Here is a 13,220-nt window from a genome sequence, read left to right on the forward strand (position 1 = left end):
CTTTCAACATACAAGTAGAAGCCTATCCCGACCTGAAAGCTAACACCAACTTTATGCACTTGCAGCAAGAGATAGCCGACATCGAAAACAAATTGGCTTCTGTACGCCGTTATTTCAATTCTACTACCAAAGAACTCAACACCGCTATTCAGTCAATACCTACTAATATAGTAGCAGGTTTCAAACAGATGACCGTTCAGCCTTTCTTTGATTTAGGCACCGAACAGCGTCAGCAGCTCGATAAAGCACCAGAAATTTCGTTCAAATAAATAGCGAAGCCTTTATGAAGTATCGTGGCATTCGACAGCAAATTGCTCTTAACAATACAAAGTCAATCTTGTATTTGTTAGCTTTCCCTCTACTATTGTTAGCGGGCACCTATATAGTGCTGTGGTTTATCACTCTAAAAGACTTCGAACGGGCAAATGCCGAATTTATTTCGGTAGCCCCTCTTGTTGTGGTGGGAGTAGCGATATGGTTTGTTATTTCGTATTTTTTCAATACGCAAATGATACAAGCCGCTACCCACTCTCAGCCCTTACAGCGGCGCGACAATATGCGGGTGTACAACCTTACCGAAAACTTGTGTATGAGCGTCGGGATGACGATGCCTAAGCTCTACATTATCGAAACAGACGCACTCAACGCCTTTGCTTCGGGTATCAATCAGCAAACGTATGCCGTTACCCTTACCAGAGGTATTATCAACCGACTTACTGATGAAGAGCTCGAAGGGGTGATAGCCCACGAGCTTACCCATATTCGCAACCGCGATGTGCGCTTGCTTATCGTTACTATTGTGTTTGTGGGTATCTTTGCCGCTATTGCCGATATAGCTTTCCGCAGTGTTATCAACTCCTCATTTTCTTCGTCGAGAAGAAAAGACGACAAAGGAGGCGGCGCCCTTATAATGGTGGTAGTAATTATTGTGGCAGCTGTTGTTTATTTCCTGTCGATACTCTTCAAGTTGGCACTTTCGCGCAGCAGGGAGTATATGGCCGATGCAGGAGCTGTAGAGATGACCCATAATTCATTGGCACTGGCCAGTGCCCTACGGAAGATTTCAGGGCACTCTACCCTTGAGGAGGTACAGAATGATGAGGTAAAAGAGCTCTTTATTGATTATAAAGCTGAGGGTTTCTTTGCCCTCTTTGCTACCCACCCGCCTATAGAAAAGCGCATAGCAGTGCTTGAACAGTATTAAGAATTAGCAGTTAGGGTGTAGGTGATAGGTATTGATAATCAATAGATTGTAAATAAATAGAAAAAAAATAATAAAAAAAACTACTAAAAATTTTGGTAGTTAAAAAAAAGGTTATACTTTTGCACTCTGTAACAAAGGTACTATACCGCCGGCATAGCTCAGTTGGCCAGAGCACGTGATTTGTAATCTCGGGGTCGTGGGTTCGAATCCCTCTGCCGGCTCAAGAAAAGTTCATTATTTAATAGGTTTAAAATGTTAATTGAGGGGAGATACTCAAGCGGCCAACGAGGGCAGACTGTAAATCTGCTGGTTATACCTTCACAGGTTCGAATCCTGTTCTCCCCACTAAAATGTACATAATATTTATATTTTTTTGCGGGAGTAGCTCAGTTGGTAGAGCGTCAGCCTTCCAAGCTGAATGTCGCGAGTTCGAACCTCGTCTCCCGCTCTTTTTTGGTATGCTGATGTAGCTCAGGGGTAGAGCACTTCCTTGGTAAGGAAGAGGTCACGAGTTCAAATCTCGTCATCAGCTCATTTTACCTTTGTACACACATCAAACACTCATTTATATAACTAAGATTTAAAATTTATTTAAAATGGCAAAAGAAACATTTGATCGTTCAAAACCCCACTTGAATATTGGTACTATTGGACACGTGGATCACGGTAAAACAACTTTAACAGCTGCTATTACCAAAGTTTTAGCTGATGCTGGTCTTTCAGAAGTTCGTAGCTTCGATTCAATCGATAACGCTCCAGAAGAAAAAGAACGTGGTATTACCATCAATACTTCACACGTAGAGTACCAAACTGCTACTCGTCACTACGCACACGTAGACTGTCCTGGCCACGCCGACTATGTAAAGAATATGATTACTGGTGCTGCGCAAATGGACGGTGCAATCCTTGTGGTTGCTGCAACTGACGGGCCTATGCCTCAAACTCGTGAGCACATCCTTCTAGGTCGCCAAGTAGGTATTCCTCGTATCGTTGTGTTTATGAACAAAGTGGATATGGTGGATGACCCAGAGCTTTTAGAGCTTGTAGAACTTGAAATGCGCGAACTATTGAGCTCATATCAATATGACGGAGATAACACTCCTATCATCCAAGGTTCAGCTCTTGGTGCTCTTAACGGCGAAAAGAAATGGGTTGATACCGTTCTTGCCCTTATGGACGCTGTAGATAAATGGATCGAACTTCCAACTCGTGACGTAGATAAACCATTCTTGATGCCTATCGAAGACGTCTTCACTATTACTGGTCGTGGTACCGTTGCTACTGGTCGTATCGAAACTGGTGTAGCTAAAACAGGTGAAGCTGTTGAAATCATCGGTATGGGCGCTGATAAATTAACCTCTACTATTACTGGGGTTGAAATGTTCCGCAAAATCCTTGACCGTGGTGAAGCTGGTGACAACGTAGGTCTACTACTTCGCGGTATTGACAAAAAAGATATCAAACGTGGTATGGTAATCTGCAAACCAGGATCTGTTACTCCACACGCTAAATTCAAAGCTGAGGTGTATATCCTTTCTAAAGAAGAAGGTGGACGTCACACTCCATTCCACAACAACTATCGTCCTCAATTCTACGTACGTACAACTGACGTAACAGGTACTATCCACCTACAACCAGGTGTAGAAATGGTTATGCCAGGTGATAACGTAACTATCGAAGTAGAATTGTTACAACCAATTGCATTGAACGTAGGTCTTCGTTTCGCTATCCGCGAAGGTGGTCGTACCGTAGGTGCTGGTCAGGTAACTGAAATTCTTGACTAATTAAGTTAATAAATAGATTAAACATTAAAAAGTTTTGAGAGGCTTCTCTCTCAAAACTTTTTTAAAAATACGGGTGTAGTTCAAGGGTAGAATAGCGGTCTCCAAAACCGTTGATGGGGGTTCGAATCCCTCCACCCGTGCTAAAAACTTTGCTAAGGAAATTCTTTAGCAAAGTTTTTTTTTGCTTTTTAGAAAAATATATTGTAACTTTGCGGGGCAATTTGATAAATATAAAATTTTGAATTGAAATGGACATTGCCAACTTTACTCAAATAACAGAACGTATTCCGCAGGAGCAGCGAGATGCCTTATTGCGGATTATAGAAATAAAAATGAATGACGATATGAAAGATTTAATATTTGCAATAGAAAAATCAACTGAGGCAAACAAAATGATGACGCAGCAGTTGAAAGAAGCCTACGAGCTACAGTTTCAAACCCTTAGAACCGAAATCAAAACTATCTATTGGGTATTAGGGATTGTAGGCTCAGTATTAGCAATAGCCGTTACGATTGCCCTAGCGGTGTTTGCTAAATAATGATGAATTAAGATTAACATAACCAATGAACTTACCTAAATATGATATAAGAACCGGTGAAACCGTATTTATATATGAGTTTACAAGTGTGGGAACTAAAGGAAGTATTCAGAAAATGATAGACTTTCAGTATACTAATCTGAAAGATTTTTATAATTTGGCTTTTGGTGATAAAGACCCTATCACAGGTGAAATAGATGATAAAGTAGTTTCTAATAATGGTGATATGGAGAAAGTACTTGCTACTATTGTCGCCGCAGTTTATTCTTTTACTGACCGCTTTCCTGAGGCGTGGATATATGCTGAAGGAAGTACTCCTGCAAGAACAAGACTATACAGAATAAATATTGTTAAATATTTGTCAGCTATTAATGAAGATTTTGACCTGAGATGTTTATTAAATGGAGAGTGGGAAGAATTTAATCCTTCTGTCGATTATCAAGGGTTTGTAGTAAAACGTAAAAAATAATGATTATGAGTGTAGAAAAAAAACAGATAAAAGAGAATCCAGAGCAACCTAAAAAACCTAAAGTAATAAAGGTAACACCTCATTATGTGCTTTTAGAACCAGACCCTTTATTAGATCAATATGCAGGCAAGGTACTTTTCCCTGAAAAATTGGCTCGAGCTAATGAAGTGCTAAGAACGGCTGGATTGCCTAAATTTTAGTATTAACTACAGTGGTTACTAAATAACGATGAATTTACAAAACTATAAACGATGAATACAGTTGAAAAATTAGCCCTCTTGCGCTCTAAAATGCAAGAAAACAATATCGGTGCTTTCGTAGTGTATAGCGCCGACCCTCACCTTAGTGAGTATTTGCCTAAAGAATGGCTCGAACGCGCTTGGCTATCAGGATTTACTGGCTCTGCGGGCTTCGTAGTGATTACTGACGACAAGGCAGGATTATGGACAGACTCGCGCTACTTCGTGCAGTCGGCTATAGAGCTAAAAGGCTCAGGTATCGACCTTTTTAAAGATGGGGTAGAAGGGACGCCCGACTATGCTGATTGGTTAGTGTCAGTACTCCCTCAAGGAGCAACCGTAGCGGTTAATGCCTTGGCAACTTCGCACGTAGCGTGGGAAAAGCTACAAGCTACCCTAAATGCTAACGGACTCAAATTGGTACACAAGCCACTGCTCGATACTATTTGGACAAACCGCGAAAAAGACCCTTTACACCACATTTTTGTGCACCCCGATAAGTGGGCTGGACAAACGGTAGCCGATAAGCTTAAAGCTATCAGAGAGGCTATGGCGGCAAAACGCACACAATTACACCTTATTACCGCTCTCGACGATGTGGCTTGGACACTCAACCTACGCGGTAGCGATGTGGCTTATAATCCTGTGTTTTTGGGCTATATAGCGCTAACTGATAAAGAGGCGACCCTTTTCGTAGATAAGGCAAAGCTAACCCCAGAGGTAGAAGCGCATTTGGCTAAAGCGCAAGTGGCCATCTGCGACTACGACGCATTTTACGACTATCTTTCTACCGTAAAAGGTCAGAATATACTTTTGGCAGCTAATACCAATCAAGCTATTTTTGAAGCATTGCAGAAAGACAACCACATAGTACAAGCACCAGCACCTGGCAATCTGATGAAAGCGGTGAAAAATGAGACCGAATTAGCAGGTTTCCGCACTGTGATGGAGCGCGATGGGGTAGCAATGGTAAACTTCCTTTATTGGCTTACTCACCAAGTAGGTAAAGAGCCAATGACGGAGTATAGCATCGGCAAGAAACTTCGCGAGTTCCGTGCTGCTGGCGCTAACTTTGTAGGCGAAAGTTTCGGCAGTATCATCGGTTATCAGGGCAATGGGGCTATAGTGCACTATTCGGCTCCAGAGCACGGCAGCAAAGAGGTACACGCTGAGGGCAGTATATTGGTAGACTCTGGCGGACAGTATTTAGAGGGTACTACCGACATCACCCGTACCATTCCGTTAGGAAAAGTATCACAACAGTTTATTGACGACAGTACTTTGGTGCTCAAAGGAATGATTCAGTTGGCTATGGTACAATTCCCTAAAGGGACCAGAGGGGTGCAGTTAGATGCCTACGCACGTATGGCGCTTTGGAAAAACCACAAAGACTACGGACACGGCACAGGGCACGGAGTAGGTAGCTTTATGAACGTACACGAAGGGCCTCAGAATATCCGCAAAGACCTAAATCCACAGGTGCTCCTCAAAGGAATGGTATGTTCTGACGAACCTGGTTTCTATTTAGAAAATCAATACGGTATACGACACGAAAACTTGGTAGCTGTACGCGAGGTAATAACCAATGAGTTTGGTACTTTCTACGATTTTGAAACCCTCACCCTTTGTCCGTTTATGCCATCGGGTATCAACGTATCGCTTCTAACCGATGTAGAGAGACAGTGGCTAAACGCTTATCACAAAACTTGTGAAGAGAAGTTAGCTAAGCACCTACAAGGCGAGGTAAAACAATGGTTTTTAGAGTTGGTAAAACCGTTGTAATAACAATAAATTAGCAAATTAGCAAATGGGTGAATTAGCAGATAGGCTAATTTTTCAAATTTGTTAATTTGCTAATTATTTTATATCTTTGCAAAAATATCATTTATTACTAATGGAAAGAATAGCCAGTTTTTGTATAGACCACTTGAAACTTAATAGGGGTATATACGTATCGCGTAAAGATCACGTAGGTAATGAAACGCTTACCTCTTTTGATATCCGTATGAAACTTCCGTACCGCGAACCCGTACTTGGGAGTGCTGAAATACACACTATTGAACACCTTGCCGCTACTTGGTTGCGCAATAACCCAGAGTGGAAAGACAAGATTATCTATTGGGGGCCTATGGGTTGTATGACGGGTAATTACCTGATTATTGCCGGCGACTATAGTGCTGAAGATATCGCCCCTCTTATTACACAGCTCTTTGAGTACATCGCCGATTTTGAAGGCGAAATACCAGGGGCTTCAGCCTTAGAGTGTGGTAACTTTTATAACAACAACCTGCCAATAGCCAAGTATGAGGCTAAAAAATATTTAGAAGAAACGCTCTATAAACTAACCGCAGAAAACCTGCATTATCCAGAGAATTAGCAAATAGGCTAATTTACGAATTTATAAATTAAAAAATTAACATAGTGAATATTAATAAAAAAGATATATTAGAAGCCCTTAGGAAAATAACTACCCCAGGTGAAGGGGCAAATATGGTAGATAGTGGGGCAGTACAAAACATAGTAGTTTTTGGCGATGAGGTGGTAGTAGATGTGGTTATCAACAACCCCAGTATGCAAGCCAAAAAACGCACCGAAGTAGAAATTATGAAAGCCATACACGGCGAGGTGCACGAAAAAGCAAAGGTGGTGGTAAATGTAAAAGTAGTCGTACCCGAAACACCTGAAATAAAAGGCAAACCTATACCAGGTATTCAGAATGTGATAGCGGTAGCCTCAGGCAAAGGAGGCGTAGGTAAGAGCACCGTAACGGCCAACCTCGCAGCCTCATTAGCTAAAATGGGCTTTAAAGTAGGGATACTCGATGCCGATGTTTATGGTCCTTCTATCCCTATTATGTTTGATGTAGCAGGCGAGCGCCCTCAATCGGTAGTAATCGAAGGGAAATCGTTTATACAGCCTATCGAAAACTACGGAGTGAAGATACTCTCCATAGGCTTCTTTACCAATGCCAATCAGGCAGTGATATGGCGAGGAGCGATGGCATCAAAAGCCCTCAATCAAATGATATTCGAGTCGCATTGGGGCGAGTTAGATTTCCTCCTCATCGACCTACCTCCTGGTACAGGCGATATTCACTTAAGCATTATGCAAGCACTGCCTGTTACGGGCGCTGTAATAGTAAGTACCCCTCAGAAGATAGCTCTTGCTGATGCGAGACGCGGGGTAGCGATGTTTCAACAAGAAAACATCAATGTGCCGGTACTTGGTATCGTAGAGAATATGGCGTACTTCACCCCTGAAGAACTGCCAGATAATAAATACTATATTTTTGGCAAAGAGGGCGCTAAGAACCTCGCTACTGACCTAAATGTGCCATTGTTAGCAGAAATACCTTTGGTACAAGGTATCAGAGAGTCAGGCGACACAGGCAGACCTATAGTGCTACAAGAAGGCACTATACAAGCAAAAGCCTTTCAGCAATTAGCACAAGAGGTAGTAAAACAAGTGGTAGCGCGCAATGAAAATCTACCCCCCTCTGAAGCTATCAGGATTACCAATACAGCAGGCTGTAGTAATTAACAATTAATAATTCACAATTATGGACACACTGATTGTTGAATCACAAAAGAAAGCTATTTCTCCCATTTTAGGTGCTACTGAAAAAATATCAAAAGGAGCACTAAAAGCTATAAAAGAAGGCTTAGTAGAAGAAAAAGAAGGTATTTTTATACCTCACGATGAAGTGATGAGAGAAGCCAAGAGAATTATAAACCAATGGGAACAAAAGATGCTGAATTAAGAATTGTATGGGTACCTAGAGCACGAATGCAATTCTTAGATGTTTTGTTGTTTTGGATGGAAAAGACTTTTTCAAGGTCTTATAGTGATAAAATAGAAGCAGAAGTTGAAAAGATTTCTAACCTTCTTAAACAAACTCCAAGAATAGGAAAAAGAGTATATGATTTTGAAATAGTTGACGAGGAATTAAGAAGAGTAATAGTGCTTCATAATTTTTCTATTTATTACAAAATTATAGAGAGTAGGGGAGAAATTCGTTTTATTGCTTTCTGGGACAACAGAAATGATCCTGAAGAATTGGATTTAACTGAGTACTAAATCGTAATAACTAATAAAAAACATCAATGACCTCAGAAGAATTAAGAGAAGAAGTAAAAAACGCCCTTGACAAAATACGTCCGTATCTGCAAAATGACGGAGGTGACATTACGTTAGTAGATATAGAAGATGACAAAATAGTGAAAGTGCGCTTAGAGGGTACTTGCACCAATTGTGCCGTAAACCAAATGACCCTAAAGAGTGGGGTAGAAATGACTATAAAAGAATTTGTACCCCAAATAGAACAAGTAATTAGTATTTAGATAAGGTAGTAATGAGTGTGAATAAGATATCAAAAAAAGAATACTGGAAGCGAAAATGGCTAAGTAAATACCGCTTAGTAGTAATGGACGATAGTACTTTTGAAGAAAAAACATCGTTTAAACTTAGTAGAATGAACATTTTTGTGTTCGGTTCGCTTTTTGCCTTTATACTCATCACTCTTACTACTGTATTTATCATTTATTCGCCTTTGAGGCAGTATATTTTGGGCTATACGGCAGTAGAAAACAAAAGAGAAACATTAGGACTGCTTTTTAAAGTAGATTCGTTACAGCAAGAGATAGAGAATAATGAGAAGTATTTGGCATCGATAAAAAAAGTGCTTGTAGGGAATATCAAGCCCCAACACGATAAAGATACGGTTAGCTTTAATATCTCTAATCCTCAGAACGACCCTAAAGCCTATAGGGTAACCCCTAATGCTCAAGACTCTATACTCAGAGCCGAAGTAGCCGAAGAAGAGAAAAAATAGTACTCGTAAAACAGACTTTTACAATGACGAAACTAAGTGTAAATATCAATAAAATAGCTACATTGCGCAATGCACGTGGCGGCAATATGCCCGACCTTTTGCAGGTAGCTAAAGATGCGCAACAATTTGGAGCAGAGGGTATCACCATTCACCCACGTCCTGATGAGCGACATATACGCTACCAAGATGCGTTCGACCTGCTGAAGGTGGTAACCACTGAGTATAATATAGAGGGAAATCCTATCCCTAAATTTGTAGACCTTGTGCTGCAAGTAAAACCTACCCAAGTGACGCTTGTGCCCGATGCCGAAGATGCTATCACCTCTAATGCTGGCTGGGATACTGTTAAACACAAGGATTTTTTAACAGAAGTAGTGGCAGAGTTTAAGCGCAATGGCATTCGTACCTCACTATTCGTAGACCCTGTAGAGGCGATGGTTACAGCGGCGGCGGCTACAGGGGCTGACCGCGTAGAGCTTTACACCGAAGGGTATGCCCGCGAATATGCCTTAGGCAATAAGGGTGCTATTGCTCCGTATGTAAGAGCAGCCCAAGAGGCTGAAAAAGTAGGCTTAGGGCTCAATGCAGGGCACGACTTAAGCCTTGATAATGTGCAGTACTTCAGAAGGCAAATACCTAACCTTTTAGAGGTATCGATAGGGCACGCTCTTATCTGTGAGGCACTTTATTTAGGGTTAGAGAATGTGATACAACTCTACCTGAATAAATTGGCTAATTAGCAATAAACATAAATTAAATAATAACAAAATGAAAACACACCAAACTTTAGGAGAGTTCATCATTCAGCATCAGAAGGACTTTCAACATTCTACTGGAGAATTTTCTCGGCTATTGAGTGCTATAAAATTAGCCTCGAAATTAGTAAATCGAGAGGTGAACAAAGCAGGACTTGTAGAGGATATTCTCGGCGATATGGGACAAGAAAATGTGCAGGGCGAGGTGCAAAAGAAGTTAGACGTTTTTGCTAACGACCTTTTTATCCGTGCACTCACTCAGCGCGATGTGGTATGTGGTATTGCTTCCGAAGAAAACGAATTTTTCATACCCATCAACGCTTCCGAAAATAGCCCTAACAGCAAATATGTAGTGCTTATCGACCCGTTAGACGGCTCGAGCAATGCAGATGTAAACGTAACGGTAGGTACTATTTTTTCTATCTACAAACGCGTAACTCCTGTAGGTACGCCAGTGCAGTTAGAAGACTTCTTGCAGCCGGGTAACAAGCAAGTAGCGGCAGGTTATGTGGTATATGGGCTTTCTACTATGTTAGTCTACACCACGGGGCACGGGGTAAATGGCTTTACTCTCGACCCTTCTATCGGTACTTACTACCTATCGCACCCCGATATGAAGTATCCTAAAGACGGCAATATCTACTCAATAAATGAGGGGAATTATGTACACTTCCCACAAGGGGTGAAAGACTATCTAAAATACTGTCAGGCATTAGAAGAGGATCGCCCTTATACTTCGCGTTATATAGGTTCTTTGGTGTCAGATTTTCACCGTAATATGCTGAAAGGAGGTATTTATATTTACCCATCAGGTACGCGTACCCCCCAAGGTAAATTGCGTCTGCTGTACGAGTGTAATCCTATGGCTTTCTTGACTGAACAAGCGGGAGGAAAAGCCTCTGATGGCTACCAACGCATAATGGATATTGAACCAAAGAAGCTACATCAGCGTGTGCCTTTCTTCTGTGGATCAGAAAATATGGTGAAAAAAGCAGAAGAATTTATGGCGAAGTACCCAAATGATAAGCCTGAATATTAAGTAGTTATAAAAAGGTAGATAAAAAACTTGCAAAATATTCGCGAAATATTTTGCAAGTTTCAAAAAAAGTATTACTTTTGCACCCGTAAAAATGAAACAACTGGTACCTTAGCTCAGTTGGTAGAGCAAAGGACTGAAAATCCTTGTGTCCCTGGTTCGATTCCTGGAGGTACCACGAGATCTTCTTCATAGAGGAAATTTTTCATATTTTTAAGGATTAGGAATTGCAGGAGCCTCAGTAACAACTGAGGCTCTTGTTTTTTGTATATGTTATAAATCAAAATAATACAGGCGCGAGCTACAGCTCGCGCCTATTTAGATATGAGACAACTCTGTAACACGATGAGACAAGTATTTGCACACTTCAGCAAAACGTACGAACTTTGCCCCCGTAAAGGTTTTAAAAAAGCCAGAGTTTGTTCTTTGACATATTGGGATATTATTTTGGTTTATACAGTGATTGTTTAAACAATTCATCAGCTTTCATTGCCAATAGATTTACTAAAGGAGTATCTTTGTGATTTTCGGCATAAGCCTGCACAATCTGATAGCCTATATAACGCCCTATCTGTCCTGGTGACTGGTTGTCTAACTCTAAATAGAATTTAGAGAAAGGTGCAGGATATAAGAACCGAGAGAGCAGTTTCTTATCAGTTTGGTAGAGTAGCTCCTTTTCTATAAAATACCGCCATATTTCTACCTCATTTGCCTTTGCCCAATCGTATTGGTCAGAAGTATATTTTAGTAGTGTTGCCGGCTTTTTATCGGGCATCAAAAGACTCTCTAAATACAGCTTTTTGCCTTCGTAAATCATATTGTCTAAAAAGGTGAGATGTGCTCCACGAGGTACGAGTTTGTTAGCAAATGCCTCCGCTACATCTACTGTTAGGTATTGCTTGTCGAGCTCAGTACTGATGTACTGCTGCATCTCCTGATAGTAAGGGTGTTTAGCCCCCAAATAGTTGTCAGCACCTATTAGCAGCAAGGTGTCGGCATAAATCACTCGCGACTCATAATCTACTCTGCTGATAAGGGTTACTACGCGGGGAGGCTCAAATTTAGGGAAGTAGTATTTGATATGCTGGAATAGGCGTTTTAGCTCTTTCTTTTCTGCTGAAAAGTCGCCTAAACTCTTGTGTATTTCGTTGTAAATATCAGCATAACGTAAGTTTACTGAGGGTTCATCAGGGAAGATAAGTCCGTTGCGAATTTCGAGCCACTCTTCATCGCTAATAGTAGAGGTGAAGAAGTAAGGATACTTCCGGCACAGCTTGGGCAGGTCAGCATCGGAGGTTTTTACAAATAAAGAGTCTAACCGCACAGTCTCAAAGTGCATTGGTATGGCGGCTATTTCTTTTTCTTTTTTATCGCCACAAGCTATGGCGGTTATCAGTACAAGGCTTAGTAATATTCTTTTCATTTTTATTTAATAGTGAAAATAGTAAAGGCAATCATTGCTATAATAAACAGTATAAATAGGTGCATCAGCGCATTCTCTATAGGAAAAAGCAAAAAGATAGCCGCGATATATAATATGGTTAAAGCTGCTATTACGATAGCGCAGCCCATTGCTTGCCGGTCGGTGCGCACGGCTAATACTATCATCGATAATAGATCATCTTCGTCGTCTATTGTCTTCTTTTTGAAAGCGCCTTCAAAAAGATTATCTCTTAGGAAATGCTCTTTATACTCCTTTTTCTTTAGCAGCGCTTCTACTAAAGGCTTAGCAGGGCTATAGGGTTGCTGCCCTCCTAAGGAGTATAGAGCAACATCTACTATACGGCTATTTTTTTGCTCATCTACAAACGGACTTTGTATAAAAGGTAACAAGCGTTCGCGTTGGTCATTAGGTGTGAGGAAGATAGCAGTTCTATAGACTACATCTCGCTGTATGTCTGAAGCGAAAATATCTTTTTCTATATATTTCCAGCAGGCTTCTAACAATAGTGGTTCAGGTTCTGTTATCCCTGGTGAATACTCTATTGCGTATTCTAAACAGTACAGATGATGAAACTCACCCTTTCGGAGGCACTGATGATAGGCATTCAGAAAAGAGTTTATGTTTCTAAAATCAGGAGAGAAGTCGGGGTAAGGTTCGTCTTCATACACCACTACTTTCCCCTTGAAAATATCATTAGTATAGATTGCTACTACAGACTTTTCGTTATCTATGAAAATCGGCAATAAGTTAAACCCTAACTGATAAGAGGTTAAGCGTTCTTTAGCTGCTAAGAACTCGCCATAGTTTAGTAGGCGGAGCCCTGCTGAAGGTCTAAACTCCTTCAGAAAAGAACTGTCTACATTATTTTTCTTACAAATATCTTCCCAATCCATAGTATGGTATCACGAGGCATCTCCGC

17 protein-coding genes and 6 tRNA genes are annotated in these 13,220 nt (G+C 40.9%); 21 read left to right on the top strand and 2 right to left on the bottom strand.

The annotated features are described in order from the left end of the window. From HMPREF9074_RS07410 to HMPREF9074_RS07510, 21 genes are all read left to right on the top strand, one after another. A partial coding sequence (locus HMPREF9074_RS07410) for a LemA family protein (RefSeq protein ID WP_034540162.1) occupies positions 1–269 on the top strand: 269 nt, incomplete at its 5' end. Positions 270–283: 14 nt separating this feature from the next. After that, complete coding sequence (locus HMPREF9074_RS07415; protein WP_009390203.1) at positions 284–1,204, top strand: M48 family metallopeptidase; 921 nt, start codon at positions 284–286, stop codon at positions 1,202–1,204. A gap of 147 nt (positions 1,205–1,351) precedes the next feature. Further along, a tRNA-Thr gene (locus tag HMPREF9074_RS07420) sits at positions 1,352–1,425 on the top strand. 42 nt (positions 1,426–1,467) lie between these two features. Then, positions 1,468–1,549: transfer RNA gene (locus HMPREF9074_RS07425), tRNA-Tyr, on the top strand. Between the two features lie 30 nt (positions 1,550–1,579). Continuing rightward, positions 1,580–1,652 (top strand) — tRNA-Gly (locus tag HMPREF9074_RS07430). Positions 1,653–1,664: 12 nt separating this feature from the next. Continuing rightward, positions 1,665–1,736, top strand: a tRNA-Thr gene (locus HMPREF9074_RS07435). A gap of 64 nt (positions 1,737–1,800) precedes the next feature. Then, positions 1,801–2,988: an elongation factor Tu gene (tuf, locus tag HMPREF9074_RS07440; protein ID WP_009390204.1), complete on the top strand. Its 1,188-nt coding sequence runs from the start codon at positions 1,801–1,803 to the stop codon at positions 2,986–2,988. Between the two features lie 69 nt (positions 2,989–3,057). After that, positions 3,058–3,128: transfer RNA gene (locus tag HMPREF9074_RS07445), tRNA-Trp, on the top strand. Between the two features lie 108 nt (positions 3,129–3,236). Next, the gene (locus tag HMPREF9074_RS07450; RefSeq protein ID WP_009390206.1) at positions 3,237–3,527 is read left to right on the top strand and encodes a hypothetical protein; all 291 of its coding nucleotides are present in this window, start codon (positions 3,237–3,239) and stop codon (positions 3,525–3,527) included. A gap of 25 nt (positions 3,528–3,552) precedes the next feature. Further along, positions 3,553–3,996, top strand: a complete 444-nt coding sequence (locus HMPREF9074_RS07455) for a DUF6934 family protein (RefSeq protein ID WP_009390207.1) — start codon at positions 3,553–3,555, stop codon at positions 3,994–3,996. A gap of 5 nt (positions 3,997–4,001) precedes the next feature. Further along, on the top strand, positions 4,002–4,196 hold the full coding sequence (locus HMPREF9074_RS07460) for a hypothetical protein (protein WP_034540169.1): 195 nt from the start codon (positions 4,002–4,004) through the stop codon (positions 4,194–4,196). A 51-nt stretch (positions 4,197–4,247) separates the two neighbouring features. Continuing rightward, positions 4,248–6,017: an aminopeptidase P family protein gene (locus tag HMPREF9074_RS07465; RefSeq protein WP_009390209.1), complete on the top strand. Its 1,770-nt coding sequence runs from the start codon at positions 4,248–4,250 to the stop codon at positions 6,015–6,017. Between the two features lie 112 nt (positions 6,018–6,129). Then, on the top strand, positions 6,130–6,612 hold the full coding sequence (locus HMPREF9074_RS07470) for an S-ribosylhomocysteine lyase (protein WP_009390210.1): 483 nt from the start codon (positions 6,130–6,132) through the stop codon (positions 6,610–6,612). A gap of 44 nt (positions 6,613–6,656) precedes the next feature. Then, entirely contained in the window at positions 6,657–7,775 is a 1,119-nt protein-coding gene (locus HMPREF9074_RS07475; RefSeq protein WP_009390212.1) for an Mrp/NBP35 family ATP-binding protein, read from the top strand. A 19-nt stretch (positions 7,776–7,794) separates the two neighbouring features. Next, positions 7,795–7,995: a hypothetical protein gene (locus tag HMPREF9074_RS07480; RefSeq protein WP_009390214.1), complete on the top strand. Its 201-nt coding sequence runs from the start codon at positions 7,795–7,797 to the stop codon at positions 7,993–7,995. Then, on the top strand, positions 7,971–8,312 hold the full coding sequence (locus HMPREF9074_RS07485) for a hypothetical protein (RefSeq protein ID WP_009390216.1): 342 nt from the start codon (positions 7,971–7,973) through the stop codon (positions 8,310–8,312). The genes HMPREF9074_RS07480 and HMPREF9074_RS07485 overlap by 25 nt, the downstream gene beginning before the upstream one ends. 26 nt (positions 8,313–8,338) lie before the next feature. Then, complete coding sequence (locus tag HMPREF9074_RS07490) at positions 8,339–8,575, top strand: NifU family protein (protein WP_009390218.1); 237 nt, start codon at positions 8,339–8,341, stop codon at positions 8,573–8,575. Between the two features lie 11 nt (positions 8,576–8,586). Next, the gene (locus HMPREF9074_RS07495) at positions 8,587–9,066 is read left to right on the top strand and encodes a hypothetical protein (protein WP_009390220.1); all 480 of its coding nucleotides are present in this window, start codon (positions 8,587–8,589) and stop codon (positions 9,064–9,066) included. 23 nt (positions 9,067–9,089) lie between these two features. Further along, positions 9,090–9,806 (top strand): pyridoxine 5'-phosphate synthase, encoded by a 717-nt coding sequence (locus tag HMPREF9074_RS07500; protein ID WP_009390223.1) that lies wholly within the window; start codon positions 9,090–9,092, stop codon positions 9,804–9,806. A gap of 28 nt (positions 9,807–9,834) precedes the next feature. Next, entirely contained in the window at positions 9,835–10,860 is a 1,026-nt protein-coding gene (gene fbp / locus HMPREF9074_RS07505; protein ID WP_009390225.1) for a class 1 fructose-bisphosphatase, read from the top strand. 102 nt (positions 10,861–10,962) lie between these two features. Beyond that, positions 10,963–11,035: transfer RNA gene (locus HMPREF9074_RS07510), tRNA-Phe, on the top strand. 264 nt (positions 11,036–11,299) lie between these two features. Here HMPREF9074_RS07510 and gldB read toward each other — a convergent pair. Both gldB and HMPREF9074_RS07520 read right to left on the bottom strand, forming a co-directional pair. Continuing rightward, a complete protein-coding gene (gene gldB, locus HMPREF9074_RS07515) occupies positions 11,300–12,280 on the bottom strand; it encodes a gliding motility lipoprotein GldB (protein ID WP_009390229.1) in 981 nt (326 codons plus the stop codon). 2 nt (positions 12,281–12,282) lie between these two features. Continuing rightward, a complete protein-coding gene (locus HMPREF9074_RS07520) occupies positions 12,283–13,194 on the bottom strand; it encodes a hypothetical protein (protein ID WP_009390231.1) in 912 nt (303 codons plus the stop codon). Positions 13,195–13,220 lie beyond the last annotated feature (26 nt).

This window comes from Capnocytophaga sp. oral taxon 329 str. F0087 (assembly GCF_000213295.2).
In the GTDB taxonomy this organism is placed as follows: domain Bacteria; phylum Bacteroidota; class Bacteroidia; order Flavobacteriales; family Flavobacteriaceae; genus Capnocytophaga; species Capnocytophaga leadbetteri_A.